The sequence below is a fragment of the Azospirillum sp. SYSU D00513 genome (assembly GCF_017356015.1).
Lineage (GTDB): Bacteria > Pseudomonadota > Alphaproteobacteria > Azospirillales > Azospirillaceae > Azospirillum.
The window spans coordinates 92,598-113,020 of sequence record NZ_JAFIQV010000021.1 but is presented as its reverse complement, the minus strand read 5'-3'; the positions used below and the strand labels follow the sequence as shown (position 1 = coordinate 113,020).

At 65.6% G+C, this 20,423-nt stretch carries 16 protein-coding genes; 14 read left to right on the top strand and 2 right to left on the bottom strand.

Features of this window, described 5'->3' with window-relative positions; genetic code table 11:
- Nucleotides 1-400 precede the first annotated feature (400 nt).
- A complete protein-coding gene (locus JUB11_RS16900; protein ID WP_207459739.1) occupies nucleotides 401-736 on the bottom strand; it encodes a hypothetical protein in 336 nt (111 codons plus the stop codon).
- Nucleotides 737-1,050: 314 nt separating this feature from the next.
- Between JUB11_RS16900 and JUB11_RS16895 the strand changes: the two genes are divergently transcribed.
- Both JUB11_RS16895 and JUB11_RS33380 read left to right on the top strand, forming a co-directional pair.
- Nucleotides 1,051-1,794 carry a response regulator gene (locus JUB11_RS16895; RefSeq protein ID WP_207459738.1) on the top strand — a complete coding sequence of 248 codons (744 nt, stop codon included), beginning with the start codon at nucleotides 1,051-1,053 and terminating at the stop codon, nucleotides 1,792-1,794.
- Nucleotides 1,791-3,242: an ATP-binding protein gene (locus JUB11_RS33380; protein ID WP_207459737.1), complete on the top strand. Its 1,452-nt coding sequence runs from the start codon at nucleotides 1,791-1,793 to the stop codon at nucleotides 3,240-3,242. The genes JUB11_RS16895 and JUB11_RS33380 overlap by 4 nt, the downstream gene beginning before the upstream one ends.
- Before the next feature lie 9 nt (nucleotides 3,243-3,251).
- On the opposite strand, the gene JUB11_RS16885 is transcribed toward JUB11_RS33380, so the two are convergent.
- Entirely contained in the window at nucleotides 3,252-5,087 is a 1,836-nt protein-coding gene (locus tag JUB11_RS16885; RefSeq protein ID WP_207459736.1) for an ABC transporter ATP-binding protein, read from the bottom strand.
- Between the two features lie 341 nt (nucleotides 5,088-5,428).
- Here JUB11_RS16885 and JUB11_RS16880 point away from each other — a divergent pair, with 341 nt between their 5' ends.
- From JUB11_RS16880 to ugpE, 12 genes are all read left to right on the top strand, one after another.
- Entirely contained in the window at nucleotides 5,429-6,553 is a 1,125-nt protein-coding gene (locus JUB11_RS16880) for a Na/Pi symporter (RefSeq protein ID WP_207459735.1), read from the top strand.
- 151 nt (nucleotides 6,554-6,704) lie between these two features.
- Nucleotides 6,705-7,301, top strand: a complete 597-nt coding sequence (locus JUB11_RS16875; RefSeq protein WP_207459734.1) for a hypothetical protein — start codon at nucleotides 6,705-6,707, stop codon at nucleotides 7,299-7,301.
- Nucleotides 7,302-7,438: 137 nt separating this feature from the next.
- Nucleotides 7,439-8,392, top strand: coding sequence for an alpha/beta fold hydrolase (locus JUB11_RS16870; protein ID WP_207459733.1), 954 nt, complete (start codon nucleotides 7,439-7,441; stop codon nucleotides 8,390-8,392).
- A gap of 240 nt (nucleotides 8,393-8,632) precedes the next feature.
- On the top strand, nucleotides 8,633-9,430 hold the full coding sequence (locus JUB11_RS16865; RefSeq protein ID WP_207459732.1) for a UDP-2,3-diacylglucosamine diphosphatase: 798 nt from the start codon (nucleotides 8,633-8,635) through the stop codon (nucleotides 9,428-9,430).
- On the top strand, nucleotides 9,427-10,425 hold the full coding sequence (locus JUB11_RS16860) for a glycosyltransferase (RefSeq protein ID WP_207459731.1): 999 nt from the start codon (nucleotides 9,427-9,429) through the stop codon (nucleotides 10,423-10,425). The genes JUB11_RS16865 and JUB11_RS16860 overlap by 4 nt, the downstream gene beginning before the upstream one ends.
- A gap of 699 nt (nucleotides 10,426-11,124) precedes the next feature.
- Entirely contained in the window at nucleotides 11,125-12,537 is a 1,413-nt protein-coding gene (locus tag JUB11_RS16855) for a hypothetical protein (protein WP_207459730.1), read from the top strand.
- Between the two features lie 996 nt (nucleotides 12,538-13,533).
- Nucleotides 13,534-14,688 carry a TRAP transporter substrate-binding protein gene (locus JUB11_RS16850; RefSeq protein WP_207459729.1) on the top strand — a complete coding sequence of 385 codons (1,155 nt, stop codon included), beginning with the start codon at nucleotides 13,534-13,536 and terminating at the stop codon, nucleotides 14,686-14,688.
- 147 nt (nucleotides 14,689-14,835) lie between these two features.
- Nucleotides 14,836-15,438 carry a TRAP transporter small permease subunit gene (locus tag JUB11_RS16845; RefSeq protein ID WP_207459728.1) on the top strand — a complete coding sequence of 201 codons (603 nt, stop codon included), beginning with the start codon at nucleotides 14,836-14,838 and terminating at the stop codon, nucleotides 15,436-15,438.
- Nucleotides 15,435-16,757, top strand: coding sequence for a TRAP transporter large permease subunit (locus tag JUB11_RS16840; protein ID WP_207459727.1), 1,323 nt, complete (start codon nucleotides 15,435-15,437; stop codon nucleotides 16,755-16,757). Before JUB11_RS16845 ends, JUB11_RS16840 begins: the two co-directional genes overlap by 4 nt.
- A 168-nt stretch (nucleotides 16,758-16,925) precedes the next feature.
- Nucleotides 16,926-18,290 (top strand): sn-glycerol-3-phosphate ABC transporter substrate-binding protein UgpB, encoded by a 1,365-nt coding sequence (gene ugpB / locus JUB11_RS16835; RefSeq protein ID WP_207459726.1) that lies wholly within the window; start codon nucleotides 16,926-16,928, stop codon nucleotides 18,288-18,290.
- A gap of 358 nt (nucleotides 18,291-18,648) precedes the next feature.
- On the top strand, nucleotides 18,649-19,533 hold the full coding sequence (gene ugpA / locus JUB11_RS16830) for a sn-glycerol-3-phosphate ABC transporter permease UgpA (RefSeq protein ID WP_207459725.1): 885 nt from the start codon (nucleotides 18,649-18,651) through the stop codon (nucleotides 19,531-19,533).
- The gene (ugpE, locus tag JUB11_RS16825) at nucleotides 19,530-20,420 is read left to right on the top strand and encodes a sn-glycerol-3-phosphate ABC transporter permease UgpE (RefSeq protein WP_207459724.1); all 891 of its coding nucleotides are present in this window, start codon (nucleotides 19,530-19,532) and stop codon (nucleotides 20,418-20,420) included. The genes ugpA and ugpE overlap by 4 nt, the downstream gene beginning before the upstream one ends.
- Nucleotides 20,421-20,423 lie beyond the last annotated feature (3 nt).

Here is a 20,423-nt window from a genome sequence, read left to right as displayed (position 1 = left end):
ACGCTATGACAAGCTCGCCAGAAACTATGTGTCAGCCATAACCATTGCAACCATTGTAGCGTACTGGCTCTGATTGAGTCTGGAGCCTAGGACCGTTCGCGATGAAAAATGCCCTGAGGATGTTAGCGCGACGCTCGTAGCGGACAGCGCCCCTGCGACCACGCGAATCACGCGAATCACGCGAGCGTGCGTTTGACGACCCAGCGGTATTTCCCAAGTTTCTGGCTAATTTCGATGCCGCCGGCCAATCAGTGGAACGATCACTCTTGCTTCTTCTCCTGTGTGGCCTGATCCTGACCATGACATCGCATTGAATCGTGGACCGGCAGGACATCTGATCAGCTTGGCTTCTACGCGGCCCACTATTCCGCTTGTGGGAACCGATCGCGGCACGCCCCCGTCAGTTCCGCTCCGCCTGAAGCCCGCCCGTGGGGCGCTCGGCGGTCTGTGTCCGGAAGGGCACGCTCTGCTCGACCGGCAGGCCCAGCAGGCCGCGGGCGAGGTTCAGGTAGGGCTGCGCCTCGGCCTCGCGGCCCTGGGCCTGGAGGGATTCGGCGGTGCTGAGGTGGGTGGCGATGGTGTCGCGGATCTCGCGTTCCGGCTGGGCCAGGCTGGCGGCCTGGGCCTCGCCGAGCTGGGTGTCGAAGCCGGCGGCGAGGCTGGGGCCTGACGCCAGGGCGGTGGCGGTCAGCGTGGCGGCGGCGATGGCGAGGGCGGCGATGCGGCGGGTGGTCATGGGAAACTCCTGTCCTTGAAATGTGAAGGGGGTGCCCGGCCGGAGTCTTCGCGGGGGAGGCACCCATGGTCCGGCCGGGCATCGGCTGACGGAAGAGGCCGCCGACGGACAAAGTTCTGGGCCTGATTTGTCGCAAGGGTGTGTCGGCGGGGCCGGTGTTTTGTATCGGCCTGTCGTGGCCTGTATCCGCCTGTCGCGGGGCCGGCGGCTGACATGGATTTATACAATTTCGGGCTTTGGAGACTTGGCGGTCCATGGCACCTTCGGGGTGAGAAGGGCCGAACCGATGGACCCGACCTGATGGACTCCGTCCCATGCCGCTGATCGCCGAAGACACCCCCGCCCATCTGCTGCTGGTGGACGACCACCGCGACATCCGCGAGACGCTGTCCCGCTACCTCGACCGCCACGGGCTGCGGGTGACGGCCGCGGAGGACGCCGCCGCGGCGCGCCGCGTGCTGAAGACGGCGGCGCTCGACCTCGTGGTTCTGGACATCATGATGCCGGGGGAGGACGGGCTCAGCCTCTGCCGGCACCTGCGCGAGACCACGGACCTTCCCGTCATCTTCCTGACCGCGCTGGGCGAGCCGACGGACCGGGTGGTCGGGCTGGAGATGGGGGCCGACGACTATGTCGCGAAGCCGTTCGAGCCGCGCGAACTGCTGGCCCGCGTCAAGGCGGTGCTGCGCCGCAGCCGCAGCCTGCCCGTGGATTACGCCCGGCGGCGCGGCGAGAGCGCGCGGGTGGCGTTCGACGGCTGGCAGCTCGACCTCGGTCGGCGGGAGCTGACCGGGGCGGACGGGGTCGCCGTCTCGCTCAGCACGTCGGAGTTCCTGCTGCTGGAGGCCTTCGTGCGCCATCCGGGCATGGTGCTGTCGCGCGACCAGCTGCTCGACCTCACCAAGGGGCGGACGGCCGACGTGTTCGACCGCAGCATCGACAACCAGGTGAGCCGGCTGCGCCGCAAGGTGGAGGCCGACCCGCGCAACCCCGCCATGATCAAGACGGTGTGGGGCGGCGGCTACTGCTTCGCCGCGACCGTGAGGGAGCTGCCGTGACCGGGCTCCTCCGCCGGCTGGCGCCGCGGACCCTGTGGGCGCAGATGGTCCTGCTGCTCGCCGCCGCCGTCTTCCTGGCCAAGGCCGGGAGCTGGTACGCCTACCAGGACGAGCGCGCCTTCGCCGTGCAGCGGATGCATGTGGACGATTCCCTCGGCCGGATCGCCGCCACGGTCCGGCTGATGAGCGTGGCGCCGGAGGACCTGCACAAGGACGCCATCGACGCCGTCAGCAGCCTGAAGTTCCGCTTCTGGTGGGGCGAGGAACCCGCCATCCCGGCCATGGCGCGGCTCGGGGACGTGGAGGCGGGCGAGCGGCTGAAGGCGCTGGTCGGGGACGGCGCGCGCGAGGTGCGGGTGAAGATCATCCGCCCCAACGGTGCCGACATGGCGGAGCCGGACGGCACCGAGGACGTGAAGCTGAAGGTGTCGGTGCAGCTTCCCAACGGCCGCTGGCTGAACGCCGCGACCTACCAAGTCGTGGGGCCGTCGTCGATGAACGGCGCGATGCTCTCCTCCACCCTGGCGGCGGCGGCGATGGTGGCGCTGGTGGCGCTCTTCATCTCGCGCCGCATCGCGCGCCCCCTGCGCGAGATCGGCGAGGCGGCGGAGCGGCTGGGTCGCGGCGAGGCGGTCGAGCTGGACGAGGGCAAGGGACCGACGGAGGTGCGCCGGGCGGCGGCGGCCTTCAACGCCATGGGCAACCGGCTGCGCCGCTTCGTGGACGACCGCACGCGCATGCTGGCCGCCGTCAGCCACGACCTGCGCACCCCCATCACCAACCTGCGCCTGCGCGTGGAGATGCTGGAGGAGGGGGAGACCAAGGCGCGCATGCTGCACAATGTGGAGGAACTGCGCCAGACGGCCGAAGCCATGCTCGCCTTCGCCCGCGAGGAGGCCGGGGAGGAATCGCGCCCCGCCGACCTCGTCTCGCTGGTGGAGAGCCTGTGCGACGACATGGCCGACCTAGGCGCGCCGGTGAGCTTCGAGGGCGTGCGCAAGCTGCCCATCGTCTGCCGACCGGCCGCCCTGCGCCGCGTGATCCGGAACCTCGTGGAGAACGCCGTTGCCTATGGCGGGGTCGCGCGGGTGACGGTGGCCGAGGCCGGGAACGAGCTGCGCGTGACCGTGGAGGATGACGGGCCGGGCATCGCCGGCCCGGAGATGGAGCGGGTCTTCGAACCCTTCGTGCGGCTGGAGGCCTCGCGCAACCGCCGCACCGGCGGCGTCGGGCTGGGCCTGTCCATCGCCCGCTCCATCGCGCGCGGCCATGGCGGCGACATCCTGCTGGAGAACCGGGCGGAGGGCGGCCTGCGCGCCGTCCTGATCCTGCCCGCCGGCCTGCCGCCCGCCGGCCCGAAGGCCGGACGGACGGCGCGGCGTTTCCCCATCGCCTGGCACCGCTCCGGCCACCGTCCGGAACAGCCCCCGGCGGCGGCGCGGGGGTAAGCCGGCACCCTACCCGCGCATCTCCCTGGGCACTCCCCTAGGCGCCCGGTCCGGCTGGGCGGCTGGCGCGTCGCCGGACTGCTGCTCGAACAGGCGGCGGTAGAGGCCGCCGGGGCGGTGCAGCAGGGCCGTGTGGCTGCCCTCCTCCACGATGCGGCCGCGGTTGAAGACCAGGATGCGGTCCAGCGTGCGGACGGTGGACAGGCGGTGGGCGATGATGATGGCGGTGCGGCCCTGCATCAGCCGCTCCATCGCCTGCTGGATCAGTGCTTCCGATTCCGAATCCAGGCTGGAGGTCGCCTCGTCCAGGATCAGGATCGGGGCGTCGGCCAGGAAGGCGCGGGCGAGCGCCACGCGCTGGCGCTCGCCGCCGGATAGCTTCACGCCGCGCTCCCCGACCAGCGTGCCGTAGCCCTTGGGCAGGCGGGCGATGAAGTCGTGCGCGTTGGCGAGCCGGGCGGCGCGCTCGATCTCCTCCATCGCGGCGCCGGGCCGGGCGTAGGCGATGTTCTCGGCCAGCGAGCGGTGGAACAGGATCGGCTCCTGCTGGACGATGGCGATCTGGGAGCGCAGCGAGCTTTGCGTCGCCTGCGCCACGTCCTGCCCGTCGATCAGGATGCGCCCGCCGGTCACGTCGTAGAGCCGCTGGATCAGCTTCACGAAGGTGGTCTTGCCCGACCCCGACGGGCCGACCAGCCCCACCCGCTCCCCCGCGCGGATGGTGACGGACAGGTCCCGGTAGAGCGGCGTGTCGTGGCCGCCGTAATGGAAGGTGACGTCGTCGAAGCGCAGCTCGCCGGCCGGGACGCGGATCGGGCGGGCGCCCGGCCGGTCGGCGACGCCCAGCGGCTCCGCGTGCATCGCCACCAGCTCCTCCATCTCGTTGACCGAGCGCTGGAGGTTGTTGATGTGCATGCCGATGTCGCGCAGGTAGCCGTGCACGACGAAGTAGGTGGTCAGCACGTAGGTCACGTCGCCGGGCGTCGCCTGCCCGCGCCACCAGAGCCAGAGCGCGGTCCCCACCACCGCCGTGCGCACCAGCATGAGAAGCGCCAGCTGGCCGCTGCCGCTGCGGGTGTGGCGGGTCCAGGTCAGCCAGGTGCGGCTGCGCCATTTCGTCACCACGCGGGCGAAGCGCTCGTCCTCCCGCCCCTCGGCGCCGAAGGCCTTCACCACCGCGTTGGCGCCGATGGCGTCGGCCAGCACCCCGCCCAGCCGCGTGTCCCAGGCGTTCGCCAGCCGCGCCGCCGGGGCGATGTAATTGGTGGACAGGAACACCGTCATGCCGACATAGGCGGCCGTGCCCAGCGCGATCACCAGCCCCATGACCGGCCAGTGCAGCGCCAGCATCACCATGGTTCCGACCAGCACCACCATCGACGGCCAGAGCGCCAGCAGCAGCGTGTCGTCCAGCGTGTCGAGCGCCCACATGCCGCGCGTCACCTTGCGCACGACCGAGCCGGCGAAGCTGTTGGCGTGCCAGTCCGTCGAGAAGCGCTGGACCCGGTGGAAGGCGTCCTGCGCCACGTCGGACATGATGCGCAGGGTGAGCGGGATGATGCCGCTCCATGCGAGGTGGCGCAGCACGACCATCAGGGCGCCCAGCCCCGCCATGGCGCCGAAGGCGTAGAGGGCGGCCTCGCGCGCCTCGGCCCGATCCACCCCGCTTGCCAGCGCATCGACCAGCCGCCCGGCGAAGAGCGGCATCAGCACGTCGGCGAAGGTCGATCCCGCCATGGCGAGCGCCACCGCCGCGACCAGCCGGGGCTGGCGGCGCCAATGGCCGAAGGTGAAGGCGAGGACGGTGCGGATCGCGTCCGCCCGCCGGCGGTCTTGAACGGGCATGTGAACTCTCCGGCGCGCCGGCGCCGGCTCCGGTCTGGCGTCGCGAACGAAAAGGCCCCTCTCGCAAGGGACCGGGCATCTAAGACAGGCAACTTAGATAAGCCGCGCCGCCGGTAGCGGCGAGGGGCGGCGGACGCAACCCTCTCCCGCGATGGCCGGTGCCCGGCATGGTTTCGGCTTTGAGGGGCGGTACCGGCGGCGTTGCGGCCGGAACCCCCGCACAGTGCGCCATCAATACTCGCGCTTGACAATAAAAGCAAAGAAACGATCAGCAGCTCACGTTGTTCATGCCTGCGGCAACAACACGGAGATCCGCCATGTTTGCCCGCATTATTTCTTTCATGAAACTGAAATACTTCGGAAGCAAAGCCGCCAAACCTTTTCCGGCAGGGCGACCCGGGTTTCTGCTGGCCGGCCTCGCGCCGCTCGCCCTGCTCCTCGCCGCGAGTCCCCTGCCCGCGCAGGAGCCGGCGGACGCCGGCGCGGCGGAGATCGACTGGGTGTCGGTCGCCATCCAGTTCTCCGCCGGGCTGTCGCTGTTCCTCTACGGCGTCACGCTTCTGTCGCAATGCCTGCGCGAGGTGGCCGGCGACCGCATGCGCCGCGTCCTCGAAGGGGCCGCGCGCAACCGCGTCGCCGGCGTGGCGACGGGAACGGCGGCGACCTTCATCCTGGACAGCTCCTCCGTCACCATCATCATCCTGATCGCGACCGTGAACGCCGGGCTGCTGAGCTTCGCCCACGTGATTCCGGTCATCATGGGCAGCAACATCGGCACGACCCTCTCCAGCCAGATCTACGCCCTCAACGTCGAGGACTACGCGCCGGTGGCGATGATCGTCGGGCTCGTGACCTCGATCCTTCCCAAGGCGGAGGTCTGGCGCAAGGCAGGGCTGATCCTGTTCGGGCTGGGGCTGATCTTCTTCGGCCTGTCGGTGATCGGCGACAGCGTGAAGCCGCTGGAGGACCATCCCGGCCTCCTGCGCTGGATGGAGCGCATGGAAACGCCCCTGCTGGGGGCGCTGGCCGGCTGCGTGGCGACGCTGGTCATCCAGTCCTCCAGCGCCACCATGGGGATCGTCATAGCGCTCGCCAGCCAGGGGTTGATCAGTCTGCCGGCGGGCGTCGCCATGATGCTGGGGGCGGAGATCGGCACCTGCGCCGACACGCTGATCGCCACAATCGGCCGCTCCCGCCCGGCGGTGCGGGCGGGGCTGTTCCACCTGCTCTTCAACATCGCCACGGTGGCGCTCGGCCTGCTCTTCGTCCACCAACTCACCGGCTGGGCAGCCGGCACCGCCGACGGCGTGCCGCGCCAGATCGCCAACGCGCATGTCGCCTTCAACGTGCTGGGCACGCTGCTCTTCCTGCCCTTCACGGCGACGATCGCCCAAGCGCTGGAACGCGTCATCCCCGACCGGCCGCCGGAGCCCGCCACCGGGCGGGTGAGGGCCGCCGCCGAATGACGGGCATGGGCCATGACGGCGTTCCGGCCGTCATGGCCGCCGTCTTTCCGCCGCGCCCGGCCACCACCGCGCAATGTTCATGCGTTTTCCTCTTCAACCCATGGTTTGATGCCGGTATCCTCCGGCATTAGTCCCGCCCTCGAGGAAAGCCATGTTCGAAAAGAAGTCGCGCGCCACCGTCCTGGCGCTGGGCGCCCTGCTGATGCTCAGCGCCTGCGGGAGCCGGCACATGCGGGACGCCGCGGAGCCCGTCGCCATGACCAGGCCCGCCGAGAACAAGGCGACGCTCGTGATTATGCGCCCGTCCATGGCCGAAGCCGCGATCCAGTCGTCGGTCTTCGACATCACGACGGGACAGTCCGAGTTCATCGGCATCGTCTCTGCGGGCAGGAAGCTCGCCTACGAGGCGCCGGCCGGCAAGCGCCGCCTGATGGTCATCGGTGAGTCGGCCGATTTCCTGGACGCGGATTTCACCGCCGGACACACCTACTTCGCCCGCGTCTCGCCACGTCTTGGGACCTGGAAATCGCGTTTCGCGCTGGAACCCGTCCCCGCGTCGTCGCCGAACCTCAAGGATGATCTGAGGACCACCGCGTGGGTGGAAAACACGCCCGCCTCGCATGACTGGGCGCGCACGCACATGCGGAGCGTCGATGCGAAGAAAGCGAAATACCTGCCGGGTTGGCAGGCCGGTTCGGAGAGAAAGCCGTTCATCGCACCGGAGTCCGGCCGGAAGACGGGCCTGTAACGCCGCCGGGCACAGGGCGGGCGCAGGTGGGGCGTGCAGGGCCGGTCCGGCTTTTCGGCGCTTCCGATGGACCGCCCCGCCCCCTATCCTGTTTCTGAGCGGTGGCGAATTGGACGGTTGGTGACGGCGTGAGGGCGGTGCAGAGAAAGACGGACTGGGCGGCGGCGTCCCCCTGTCCGGAACCGGAGTTCGGGACCTTCACGCTGAGGGACGGGACACGGCTGCGCACCGCCTTCTGGCGGGCGACCGGGGAGCGCGTGCGCGGGACCGTGCTGGTCCTGACCGGCCGGGCGGAGTTCGTCGAGAAGTACGAGGAGACGGTGGGTGAGCTGCTGGCCCGCGGCTTCCAGGTGGCGGGGTTCGACTGGCGCGGCCAGGGCCTGTCCGACCGGCCGCTCGCCAACCGGCAGGTCCACCACATCGAGGATTTCTCCATCCTCACCGACGACCTGGACGAGATCCTCCGGGACTTCGTCGAGCCGCTCGCCGCCGGCCCGCTGGTGCTGCTGGCCCATTCCATGGGCGGGCTGCCGGCCGTCATGCACCTGCTGCGGCATGGCGAGCGCTACGCCGCCGCGGTCCTGTCGGCGCCGATGTTCGACTTCTTCACCGGTCCGGTGCCGCGCCGGCTGGCCGTCATCCTCGCCGACTGGTACTGCGGTCGGGGCCGCGCGGCGGAATACGCGCTGGGCCAGGGCGACTACAAGCTGTTCCAGGGCACCTTCACCACCCTGAACTTCATCACGTCGGACCCGCGCCGCTACGCCGTCTTCCACGACGCCTTCCGGAAAAGGCCGGAACTGCGGGTGGGCGGCGTCAGCTTCGGCTGGATCCGGGCAGCACTCCGCGCCTCGGACCATCTCCAGCGGGAGGCGCCGCTGGAACGGGTGAAGACCCCCGTCCTGATCGTCAGCGCCCCCAACGACCGCGTCGTCCGCGCCGCCGCGCACCGGTTGGTCGCCGCCCGGCTCGGCAACGCCACGCTGAAGAGCTATCCCGAGGGCAAGCACGAGCTTCTGATGGAGCGCGACGAGATCCGCGACCGCGTCTGGGGCGACATCGACCGATTCCTGGAAGACCTGCCGGTCTGACCCGGCAGGCGCCCCCTCTTTCCTTGTCTCGAAATGGGTAGATGCACCCGGTTTCTTGCGGTTCCATGACAAGATGAAGCAAGGACCGTGAAGCATTGATTGCGGCACAAAGAAGATATACGCGAATCACCCCTCAAGAAGCGATGCCACAATTAGTTCCATTGCACGGCTCCTTTCCTTGGGGATACAGGAACCCCTGACGGCACCCTGCAGTGTCGGGACGGCGATGGGGTTCTGGCCATGGACACGACGCGCGGCGTTCGGCGCTTCCGCAGCATCTGGATTTCCGACGTGCATCTCGGCACGCGGGGGTGCAAGGCGGAGATGCTGCTGGATTTCCTGAGGCACACGGAATCCGACCATCTCTATCTGGTCGGCGACATCGTGGACGGCTGGCGTCTGCGCAAGGCCTGGTACTGGCCGCAGGCGCACAACGACGTGGTGCAGAAGATCCTGCGCAAGGCGCGCAAGGGCGTGCAGGTTTATTACATCCCCGGCAACCATGACGAGGCCGCGCGCGACTATGTCGGGCTGCAGTTCGGCGGCGTGCATGTGCAGGACGAGGCGATCCACACCACCGCCGACGGACGCAAGCTGCTGGTGATCCACGGCGACCAGTTCGACGCGGTCGTGAAATACGCCCGCTGGCTGGCCTTCGTCGGGGACAGCGCCTATGTCGTGCTGCTCCAGATGAACACGGTGCTGAACTGGGTCCGGCGCAAGCTCGGCTTCACCTACTGGTCGCTGTCGGCCTACCTGAAGCACAAGACCAAGAAGGCCGTCGAGTTCATCGGCGAGTACGAGACGGCGCTGACCGACGAGGCGCGCCGCCGCAAGGTGGACGGGATCGTCTGCGGCCACATCCACACGGCCGAGATGCGCGACATGAACGGCGTGCTCTACGTGAACGACGGCGACTGGGTGGAGTCCTGCACGGCGCTGGTCGAGCATGAGAACGGCGAGCTGGAGATCATCCGCTGGGCCGAGGCGCGCCAGGCGCTGATGCTGGTGGGAGAGGCGGAGAAGGTGGCGGCGTGACCATCGTCATCGTCACCGACGCCTGGACCCCGCAGGTCAACGGCGTCGTGCGCACCATCGGCACCGTGCAGCGCGAGTTGCAGGCCATGGGCCACCGGGTCGAGGTGATCGGCCCCGACCAGTTCCGCACCGTGCCGCTGCCCACATACCCGGAAATCCGGCTGGCGCTGGGGGCCGGGCGGCGGCTGGCGGGGATGATCGACGGGATCAAACCCGACTGCATCCACATCTCCACCGAAGGGCCGCTGGGCTTCGCGGCGCGGCGCTATTGCCTCGCCCGCAAGAAGCCCTTCACCACCGCCTACCACACGCGCTTTCCCGAATATGTGCGCGACCGCGCGCCCGTGCCCTTGGGACTCGGCTACGCGGTGGTGCGCCGCTTCCACCGGCCCTCGGCCGCGGTGATGGTGGCCACCCCCTCCATCGAGCGCGACCTGGAGGCGCGCGGCTTCGCCAACCTGCGGCGCTGGACGCGCGGGGTGGACACGGAGCTGTTCCGGCCGCGCGACAAGGGCTTCCTCGACCTGCCGCGCCCCATCGCGCTGTATGTCGGGCGGGTGGCGGTGGAGAAGAACCTGGAGGATTTCCTGCGGCTCGACCTGCCCGGCAGCAAGCTGGTGGTCGGCGACGGCCCGGCGCGGGCCGAGCTGGAGCGGCGCTACCCGGAGGTCCATTGGGCAGGTGCCCGCCAGGGCGAGGACCTCGCGCGCCACTACGCCGCCGCCGACGTCTTCGTCTTCCCGTCGCGCAGCGACACCTTTGGCCTCGTGCTGCTGGAGGCGCTGGCGTCCGGCCTGCCGGTCGCCGCATACCCGGTGCCCGGCCCGCTCGACGTGCTGGAAGGATCGTCCGCCGGCGTGCTGGACGAGGACCTCGGCCGCGCCGTCCGCGCGGCGCTGACCATCCCGCCGGAGCGCTGCCGCGAGCACGCGCTGCGCTACTCCTGGCGGCGGTCGGCCGAACAGTTCCTGGCGAACCTGCACGCGTTCCGGTGAGCGAATCAGGTGCATGACCCTGCCGTCATGAGGTGACATTCCAGGGTACTTTGCTTTGTCTGGAAACTGCCAGCCTGATGGGCATCTCCTCAGAGCTGCTTCAAATCCCTAAACTTTAGACCGTGCTACGACTTACCTACGCAGTTGAATGCCATAGGTTTGTCGTGTGTCTCGACAATCAGATTCTATACGCTCAAATTAATTTTTTTGCCGGCGCAGGCCTCCTGCCGGGCGCTGCCTCTTGTTAACATCAGCGATTTGGTCCTGCCAAGCACCTCAACTCGCCTCCAACGCCGGAGTAAATCTCCCTCCGAGTCCATGCACTTTGCTTTCATTCAGGTTTATGATCCGACTTCGCCGTATTCTCCGGATCGGATGGGAGAACCGAAGACGCAATTTCTAGGCAGCACCAATAGATTATTGTTAAATCTTCTAACACCGAACTTGTAATATCATTACCGGCATCGGTTTATACGAGCATTCAGGTCGCCTTTCCCGCTTTTAGCTTGCGGGCGCCGAGATCATTGCGACAATATAATAGAGACGCTGTAAGAGAATGCAGCTGTATGGTGAGCAGCCTTCACTCATCTTGGGCACATTCTTCCCTTCTGACCAGCCTGCAAGGTTATCGGACAAATAAAGCAGCTTGCAGTCCGGCTCATATGCGGTCGCCTTATGCCCTCAACCTCGGAGATTGAAATGACAGATTTAGATATATTTAGCATTGGCATAGAGAAAATTATAGAAATACTCAGTATACTTATGCTCAGCGTCCTTGTACCCACTGCCATATTCATCGGCCGCAATAACATAAGAGCTTTCAGAAGGGATTTGGTAAGGGACTTAGAGCACCTTTTTGATTTCGCCAAACAAAAAGATGGTAAATCTTTGATTATACCTTCTTTCGAACTGGTAAAGTACAAGTATGATCCAGATTCTAATCCGGAGAGAAGTGGAGCGGCAGAAGCCCACTCGTTCCAATATTACTTACTTCCTGTCACAATCTATTCACTTATCTGCTTCTGCGGCTTCTGGACGGCGTTTGCGTCAGGTCAGAATTTCAGCAACAATATTTTCTTGCAGCCTCTGTTATACAATCCTTCCTCGACCGACCAGAGCCATTACTTCACATTGAGTGTCGTTTCCTATGCTTTTGCTGGAGGATATTGTTGGACAGTCAATTACTTAATCAAGAGGATATCAAACTTTGACCTTTCTCCACTTTCTTTCCTTCGATGCTGCTATCACATAATATTCGGAATATTTGTTGCTGTAACATGCTGGCACGTGGCGTCATCTTTTTTTGATGAGCCGGCCCTAGGCTCTACGTTTACCGTTGGGATCGCATTCCTTATAGGAATTGAGCCACGATTGATGCTCGATAAACTAATGGCTCGATACCCCTGGATGAGGCTGAAAAGGACAAAGAAAGAAACCAAGGACCTGCAAGAAGAACTGCCCCTCGACACGATTCTCGGAATAGATTCTTATATGAAATTCCGGCTTTCCGAATTTGAAATCGAGGATGTTCAAAATCTTGCAACAACAAATCCAATCCAGCTATTCGTTGAGACGCCCTACGGATTATATGAAGTTGTTGATTGGGTGGCGCAAGCTCAACTCATATTAGCTGTTGGAACAAAGAAGACTTCTATGCTAAGGTCATATAATATACGCACCATATTTGATCTTGAAAAATCCATGGATAACGACTTCCTTAAAAGGAAGCTAACTGAAATTCTTACAGACAGGAAGGACCTTGAAGGAATAAAGTTTAGGGCTTCCGGTAAAAAACGCGAAAGTGTTGTAGAAAACTCAAGCGAGCTGGAGCTTGACCCGTCCGATTATATCGAAGCTATTGTTGCAATTATTCGGGACGACCTCCATGTCAAGCGGCTTCGCCAAATCTGGGATGTGATAAAAATTCGTGTGGATGAGCGGCCCGGACAGACCGAAAAAGATAAGAAAAAGGAAAAGAATAGTAAGGAGGAGCTGAACTCTTACGACGATGCACCGGATCTGCAGAGCGACGATAGTGGAAACATAATTACTCTAATCAAAGACATCAAGAATCCTCCGGAGGACAGCGCCTCCGCGCAGGACGGAAAGTGAAAAACCTATACGCGCGGCAACAGATGACTTTGAGGTAATCTTAGGCCTTTTTGCTAAATGTTTGCGATATACATGATCGCATACTGAACGACCCAGCTTGCGTCATTTGATAGATGGGAGCCTGTTTTGCCGTTCCAAACCGAATGGTGAACAGGCGACCCAGCCTAACGATGCTCTAATAATCAGCTCCAAGGCAGCAATTGCGCCGCCAGGAGGAAGATGCCTCCAGGTCCGGCATGTTGGGCCGGAATGTCGGCCAAGCCGATCCCAGGGGTCTCGCCATCTCCCCGGAGCGCTGCCGCAAACACTCGCTTCGCTATTCTGGCAGCTGTCCTGTGAACCCTCGCGCAACTCCGCTGAGGGGCGGTGCTTACGCTGCTGTGATCGGCCAGAGTGTTTCCTCATAGGCGTCCATGAGAGCACCAAGGAGCACCAGCCGAACATGGTCTGGCGTGCCTGATTCAGCCGCCCAAAGTTGTATCACTTCGGCAAGTGCGTGTTGGTGTTTCGCGTCGTTCTGGATCGGCCTTGCGAGGCTCATGACCCGCTCCCTTGGCGCATGATCCAGGGAGCCCACCGGTAGGTCCACAGCCGACGCAAGCGCGATGGCGAGGACATACCAGTTCGCATACCGCTGGGGAAACGCGAGTCGCCCGCCCCGCAGCTTCCTATCCCATCCCCGGCATTTTTCGAACTTTGTGTTTCTTACGCCGATTTGAAGACTGGCGGAAGTTGTTCGCTCATGCGACAGTTTGCAGGCGCAGCAAACTGGCTGAAGGAGGTGCTCCTGACGGGATGGGCTCGGCCGGCGGACCGGAGACGGCGCGCTTGCGCGGTTTTGCCATGCCCATCGCTCCCGAACGTGACGACGACCGACGAGCGGCGCCCTGCCGCCCCCACACCGCCCGATCCCGGATCGGAGCCACCAAACAAAGAGCGATCAACGATCGGCGCGCCGGCAACGAACCGGCACCGCCGTGCAAGGGGAGGAAAACCATGACCGAGACCGCCGACACCAACACGGTTGCCGGAACGCCGGCCGATGCCGACTCGTCCAAGCCCGCGGCCTCGCGCCGCAGCTTCCTGGCGGGTGCCGCTGCGGGTGGCGCCGTCGCCGCCGTGTCCATGCCCAACGTGGCGCGCGCGCAGACCGTGAACCTGCGCTTCCAGAGCACCTGGCCGAACCGCGACATCTTCCACGAGTTCGCGCAGGACTATGTGAAGACCGTCAACAACCTGTCGGGCGGGCGGCTGAAGCTGGACCTGCTGCCGGCGGGTGCCGTGGTCGGCGCGCTCCAACTCCAGGACGCGATCATCTCCGGCGCGCTGGACGGCGGGCACGGGGTTGCCGGCTACTGGTACGGCAAGCACAAGGCCTTCTCGCTCTTCGCGACGCCGCCGGCCTACGGCTGGAACGCCAACCAGATGCTGGGCTGGATCCGCTACGGCGGGGGGCAGGCGCTCTATGACGAGCTGGTGCGCGACGTCCTCAAGCTGAACCTCGTGGGCTTCCTGATGGCGCCGATGCCGACCCAGCCGCTGGGCTGGTTCAAGAAGGAGATCGCCACGGCCGAGGACATGCGGAACCTGAAGTACCGCACCAACGGCCTTGCCGCCGACATGTACCAGGAGATGGGTGCGGCCGTCACGATCATGGGTGCCGCCGACATCGTGCCGGCCATGGACCGCGGGCTGCTGGACGGGGCGGAGTTCAACAACCCCTCCTCCGACCGGACGCTGGGCTTCCCGGACGTCAGCAAGGTCTACATGGTGCAGAGCTACCACCAGTGCAGCGAGTGCTTCGAGGTCATCTACAACAAGAACAAGTATGACAACCTCGGCCCCGAGCTTCAGCAGATCCTTAAGTTCGCGGCGGACGCGGCCTCGGCGGACATGATGTGGAAGGCGATGTCGCGCTACCCGAAGGACCTTCAGGCCATGAAGGAGCGCGGCGTGAAGGCGGTGAAGACGCCGCCGGCCGTGCTCCAGGCGCAGCTCGACGCCTGGACCAAGGTCGTGGACAAGCTCTCGGCCGATCCCTTCTTCAAGAAGGTGGTGGACAGCCAGAAGGCCTGGACCAAGGAGGTCGTCGGCTTCGAGATGGAATGGGAAGTCCCGCGCGAGCAGGCCTTCAAGCATTTCTTCGGCTGATCCGCGCGATCGCTCCGGCCGGACGGCCGGCTGGCCTGTGTCGGGACGGCGCCCTCGGCGCCGTCCCCTTAGGGCTGTCCGTGCCCCCTCCCACCTCCGTCCACAGTCCTCTCCCGCATTCCTTCCGCGTTCACGGAGGCGCACCGCATGCAGCGGCTTCTCTTGTCGATCGACCGCATCAGCGCCTGGGTCGGAAAGACCTTCGCCTGGTGCATCCTTCTGCTGACGCTCGCCATCTCCTACGAAGTCTTCATGCGCTATGTCTTCCGCGCCCCGACCTTCTGGGTTTACGACGCCAGCTACATGCTCTACGGCGCGCTGTTCATGATGGCCGGCGCCTACACCCTGTCGCGCAACGGCCATGTCCGCGGCGACTTCCTGTACCGCAAATGGCCGCCGCGCGTGCAGGCTTCGGTCGATCTGACCATGTACATCCTGTTCTTCTTCGCCTGCATGGCGGCGCTGATCTATTCGGGCTGGAACTTCTTCAAGCCCTCCTACCAGTTCAACGAACACTCCTCCTTCACGCCGGACGGCCCGCCGATCTGGCCCTTCAAGGCGCTGATCCCGATCGCCGGGCTGCTGCTGTTCCTGCAGGGGCTGGCGGAGAGCGTGCGCTGCGTGATCTGCATCCGCACCGGTGACTGGCCGCGGCGGCTGCATGACGTCGAGGAGCTGGAGCAGGTGGTGCTCGCCCAGGCGGCCCTGGCCCGCGAAAACAAGACCGTCGGGGGGAGCACCGCGCCATGACCGATCCGCAACTCGGCCTGTTCATGCTCGTCCTGTTCATCTTCGCGATCGTGCTGGGATTCCCCATCGCCTTCACGCTGATGGCGCTCGGGCTCGGCTTCGGCTATCTCGGGATGGGCGACGCCATCTTCAGCCTGTTCGTGCAGCGGACCTACGGGGTCATGTCGAACGACGTGCTGATCTCCATCCCGCTCTTCGTCTTCATGGGCTATCTGGTGGAGCGCGCGAACATCCTGGACCGGCTGTTCCGGTCCATCCAGATGGCCTTCGGCTCGGTCCCCGCCTCGCTCGCCCTGGCGACGCTGGTCACCTGCGCGCTGTTCGCGACCGCCACGGGCATCGTCGGCGCCACCGTGACGCTGATGGGGCTGCTGGCCTTCCCGGCGATGCTGCGCGCCGGCTACGACACGCGGCTGGCGAGCGGCGTGGTCTGCGCGGGCGGCTGCCTGGGCATCCTGATCCCGCCGTCCGTGATGCTGATCCTCTATGCCGCCACGGCCGGCGTGTCGGTGGTGAAGCTCTACGCCGCGGCCTTCATCCCCGGCCTCGTGCTGACCGCGCTCTACATGACCTACGCGCTGGCCGTCGGCTTCTTCCGTCCGGAACGGGCGCCGCCACCGCCGCGCGAGCTGACGGCCGGCATCACGCCGGGCCGCGTGCTGCTGGAGCTGGCGCGCTCCTTCCTGCCGCTCGCGGGGCTGATCATGGCGGTGCTCGGCGCCATCCTGTTCGGCCTGGCGACCCCGTCGGAGGCCGCGGCCATCGGCGCGCTCGGCGCCATCCTGCTCGCCGCCTGCTACCGGGCGCTCAACGTTCAGAAGCTGAAGGAATCGGTGTTCCTGACGGCGCGCACCACGGCCATGGTCTGCTGGCTGTTCGTGGGCTCCTTCATCTTCTCCTCCGTCTTCGGCTATCTCGGCGGGCAGCAAGTGATCGAGGATTTCGTCATGAGCCTCGACCTCAGCCCGGTCACCTTCATGATCCTGGCCCAGGCGATCATCTTCGTGCTGGGCTGGCCGCTGGAATGGACGGAGATCATCGTCATCTTCGTGCCGATCTTCCTGCCTCTGCTGGACAATTTCGGCATCGACCCGCTGTTCTTCGGCATCCTGGTGGCGCTGAACCTCCAGACCTCCTTCCTGTCGCCACCCATCGCCATGGCGCCCTTCTACCTGAAGGGCGTGGCCCCGGCCGGCGTCACGATCGAGCAGATCTTCGCGGGCGTCATGCCCTTCCTGTTCATCGTCGTTCTCTGCCTCGTCACGCTCTACGTCTTCCCCGGCATGGCGCTCTGGCTGCCGGACGCAATCTACAACTGACGGGCGCCGCCGGCCGGGTGTCCTCCCGGCCGGCGGGGTTCTTCCAGCCGCTTTCTCGCGCCGGCGATCGTCTGACACGAAAACTTCATCCCCCTGTCTCCGGAGCGTAAGCATCCGGGTCCATTCAGGTGCCCGCAAGAAGGCACCGAAAACAGGGGGAACCTCCAGATGCTGACCCGTCACCAGACCGGCCGCCGCCGGCTCGCATCGGCGCTCGCCGGCTCCGCGGCGGCACTCGCCGTCACGGCCCTTTCCGCCGGCGCCGCCCAGGCCCAGCAGAAGGTCGTCATCGAATTCTGGCACGGGCTGTCGCAGCCGCTGGGCGGGCAGCTGGAGCAGGTCGTCCAGGGCTTCAACGACTCGCAGGACAAGGTCCAGGTCAACGCCAGCTACAAGGGCAGCTATCCGGAGACGATGCAGGCGGCCATCGCCGCCTTCCGCGCCGGCAACGCGCCGCACGTCGTGCAGATGTACGAGGTGGGGACGGCGACCATGATGGCGGCGGGCAAGGCGATCAAGCCGGCGCACGAGCTGATGGCCGAGGCCGGCATGCCGCTCGACACCGACAGCTACCTTCCGTCGGTCGGCGGCTATTACGCGGCCAAGGACGGCAAGCTGATGGCGCTGCCCTTCAACAGCTCCACCGCCATCATGTTCTACAACAAGGACGCCTTCCAGAAGGCCGGTCTGAACACGGACAAGGCCCCGGCCACCTGGCCCGAGCTGCTGGACGCCGCGAAGAAGCTGAAGGCCTCGGGCAGCGCCTGCCCGCTGACCGCCGCCTGGCCGGTCTGGACTCTGTTCGAGCAGTTCAGCGCCGCCCACAACCTGCCCTTCGCGTCCGAATCCAACGGCTTCGATTCGGCCAAGGCCGAGCTGAAGATCGACAGCCCGCTGCATGTCCGGCAGGTGCAGACGCTGATCGACATGCAGAAGGACGGGCTGTTCAAGTACGGCGGCCGCGACAGCACCGCCGACGCCCTCTTCCCCTCGGGCGAATGCGCGATGATCTTCGGCTCCTCCGGCCTGCGCGCCCGCGTCGCCCGCGACGCGAAGTTCGCCTGGGGTGCGGCCATGCTGCCCTACTGGCCGGACGTGAAGGACGCGCCGAAGAACTCCATCATCGGCGGCGCCGCCTTCTGGACCATGACCTCGCCCAAGCGCACCGACGCCGAGTACAAGGCGGTGGCGCAGTTCTTCAAGTATCTCGGCCAGCCCTCGGTCGACGCCAAGTGGCACATGGACACCGGCTACCTGCCGGTCACCGCGCGCGGCTATGAGGAGGCCAAGGCCGCGGGCTTCTACGACAAGAACCCGGGCGCCGACATCCCCTACCTCCAGATGACCCGGTCGGAGACGACCGAGAACACCCGCGGCCTGCGGCTCGGCAACCTGCCGGAAATCCGCAACATCATCCAGGAGGAGTTGGAGAAGGCCTTCCAGGGCCAGCAGTCCGCCCAGGAAACGCTGAACAAGGCCGTCCAGCGCGGCAACACGGTGCTGCGCAACTTCGAGCGCGCGAACAAGAGCTGAACGGGCGGCAACGTCCGTCGTCCCCTCCCCTTTAGGGCGCTAGCGCGTTCACACCTGCCGCTCTGCAACCGGTTTCCGTCGGAAAATCATTTGACCGTCATCCCCGCGAAAGCGGGGATCCAGAAGTCTCCGGGCCATTCCCTGTGGAGAAGTCCTGGACCCCCGCTCTCACGCAAACTTCGTTTGCGCTGACGCGGCAGGCAAATGCCTACGGCATTCGCCGAGAGCGTTTCGCGGGGGTGACGGTTAAGTGGCTGTTTTACCGTTAATTGGTGTTTTGCCGCACGCGTGAGCGCAACAGCTCCCCGAAGGGAGGGTGGCCTTCCGCTTTGTTCACCGCTCCGCAGGACAGATCCCCTTGCAACGTCGCGCGATCTTCAAAGGCAGGCTCCTGCCCTATCTGCTGCTGGCGCCGCAGGTGGCGGTGACCGTGCTGTTCTTCCTCTGGCCGGCCGGGCGGGCGCTCTGGCAGTCCGTCCATCTCCAGGACCCGTTCGGGCTGTACAGTGAGTTCGTCTGGTTCGAGAATTTCCAGGCCGTGCTGTCGGACCCGAATTATCTCGGCACGGTGCAGGTCAGCGTGCTGTTCAGCGCCGCCGTCGCCGGCCTGTCGCTGTCCGTGGCGCTGCTGCTGGCGGCACTGGCGGACACCAAGATCCGGGGCGCCGGCCTCTACAAGTCCCTGCTGATCTGGCCCTACGCGCTGGCCCCGGCCATCGCGGCGGTGCTGTTCCTGTTCGTCTTCAACCCGGAGATCGGGCTGCTCGGCCGGGCGATGAACGGGATGGGGCTGGGCTGGGACTACCGGCTGAACGGCGGGCAGGCGTTGCTGATGGTGGTGCTGGCGGCCAGCGCCAAGCAGATCTCCTACAACTTCATCTTCTTCCTGGCCGGGCTCCAGGCGATCCCCCGCTCCGTGCTGGAGGCGGCGAGCATCGACGGGGCAGGTCCGGTGCGGCGCTTCTTCACCATCACCTTCCCGCTGCTGTCGCCGACGACCTTCTTTCTGCTGGTGGTGAACGTCGTCTACGCCTTCTTCGAGACCTTCGGCACCATCCACGCGCTGACCCGCGGCGGGCCCGGCAAGTCGACGGAGACGCTGATCTACCGCGTCTACCAGGACGGGGTGGTCAGCAACGACCTCGGCGGCTCGTCGGCGCAGTCGGTGATCCTGATGGTGATCGTGATCGCGCTCACCGCCATCCAGTTCCGCTTCATCGAGCGCAAGGTCCATTACGCATGAGCGCCTCCCTCCTCGACCAGGCGCCCGCGAAGGTGGCGCCCGCGCGCTTCCGCCCGCTGGACCTGCTGCCGCACGCGGTGCTGGTGCTCGGCGTGCTGCTTCTCGGCTTTCCGCTCTACATGGTGTTCATCGGGGCGACCTGGGACGCCGGCACCATCGCGCGCGGCAACCTGCCGCTGACGCCCGGCCCGCTGCTGCTCGACAACCTCGCCCATGCCTGGACCGGCACCGGCGGCGAGCGCGTCATGCACACGCCCGTGCGGGTGATGATGTGGAACAGCCTCGTGATGGCGCTGGCCATCGCCGTGGGCAAGATCGCCATCTCCATCATCTCCGCCTATGCCATCGCCTTCTTCCGATTCCCCCTGCGCATGGTCTTCTTCTGGATGATCTTCATCACGCTGATGCTGCCGGTGGAGGTGCGGATCGTCCCGACCTACGAGGTGGTGGCAGGGTTCGGCATGGTGGACAGCTACGCCGGTCTGACGATCCCGCTGATCGCCTCGGCGACGGCGACCCTGCTGTTCCGCCAGTTCTTCCTGACCGTTCCGGACGAGCTGGTGGAGGCGGCGAAGATCGACGGGGCCGGACCCTTGCGCTTCTTCCTGGACGTGCTGCTGCCGCTGTCGCGCACGAACATCGCGGCGCTGTTCGTCATCCTCTTCATCTACGGCTGGAACCAGTATCTCTGGCCACTTCTGGTCACCAGCAGCGGCGACATGGACACGGTCGTCATCGGCGTCACCAAGATGATCGGCACCGGCGAGGCCGCGACCGACTGGAACATCATCATGGCGGCGACGCTTCTGGCGCTTCTCCCCCCGGTCGCCGTGGTGGCTCTGATGCAGCGCTGGCTGGTCAAGGGCCTCGTGGACAGCGAGAAATAAGGC

Coding starts and splice junctions, on each gene's coding strand:
- JUB11_RS16900 (WP_207459739.1), bottom strand. CDS start 736: ATGACCACCCGCCGCATCGCCGCCCTCGCCATCGCCGCCGCCACGCTG.
- JUB11_RS16895 (WP_207459738.1), top strand. CDS start 1,051: ATGCCGCTGATCGCCGAAGACACCCCCGCCCATCTGCTGCTGGTGGAC.
- JUB11_RS16885 (WP_207459736.1), bottom strand. CDS start 5,087: ATGCCCGTTCAAGACCGCCGGCGGGCGGACGCGATCCGCACCGTCCTC.
- JUB11_RS16880 (WP_207459735.1), top strand. CDS start 5,429: ATGAAACTGAAATACTTCGGAAGCAAAGCCGCCAAACCTTTTCCGGCA.
- JUB11_RS16875 (WP_207459734.1), top strand. CDS start 6,705: ATGTTCGAAAAGAAGTCGCGCGCCACCGTCCTGGCGCTGGGCGCCCTG.
- JUB11_RS16865 (WP_207459732.1), top strand. CDS start 8,633: ATGGACACGACGCGCGGCGTTCGGCGCTTCCGCAGCATCTGGATTTCC.
- JUB11_RS16855 (WP_207459730.1), top strand. CDS start 11,125: ATGACAGATTTAGATATATTTAGCATTGGCATAGAGAAAATTATAGAA.
- JUB11_RS16850 (WP_207459729.1), top strand. CDS start 13,534: ATGACCGAGACCGCCGACACCAACACGGTTGCCGGAACGCCGGCCGAT.
- JUB11_RS16845 (WP_207459728.1), top strand. CDS start 14,836: ATGCAGCGGCTTCTCTTGTCGATCGACCGCATCAGCGCCTGGGTCGGA.
- JUB11_RS16840 (WP_207459727.1), top strand. CDS start 15,435: ATGACCGATCCGCAACTCGGCCTGTTCATGCTCGTCCTGTTCATCTTC.
- ugpB (WP_207459726.1), top strand. CDS start 16,926: ATGCTGACCCGTCACCAGACCGGCCGCCGCCGGCTCGCATCGGCGCTC.
- ugpE (WP_207459724.1), top strand. CDS start 19,530: ATGAGCGCCTCCCTCCTCGACCAGGCGCCCGCGAAGGTGGCGCCCGCG.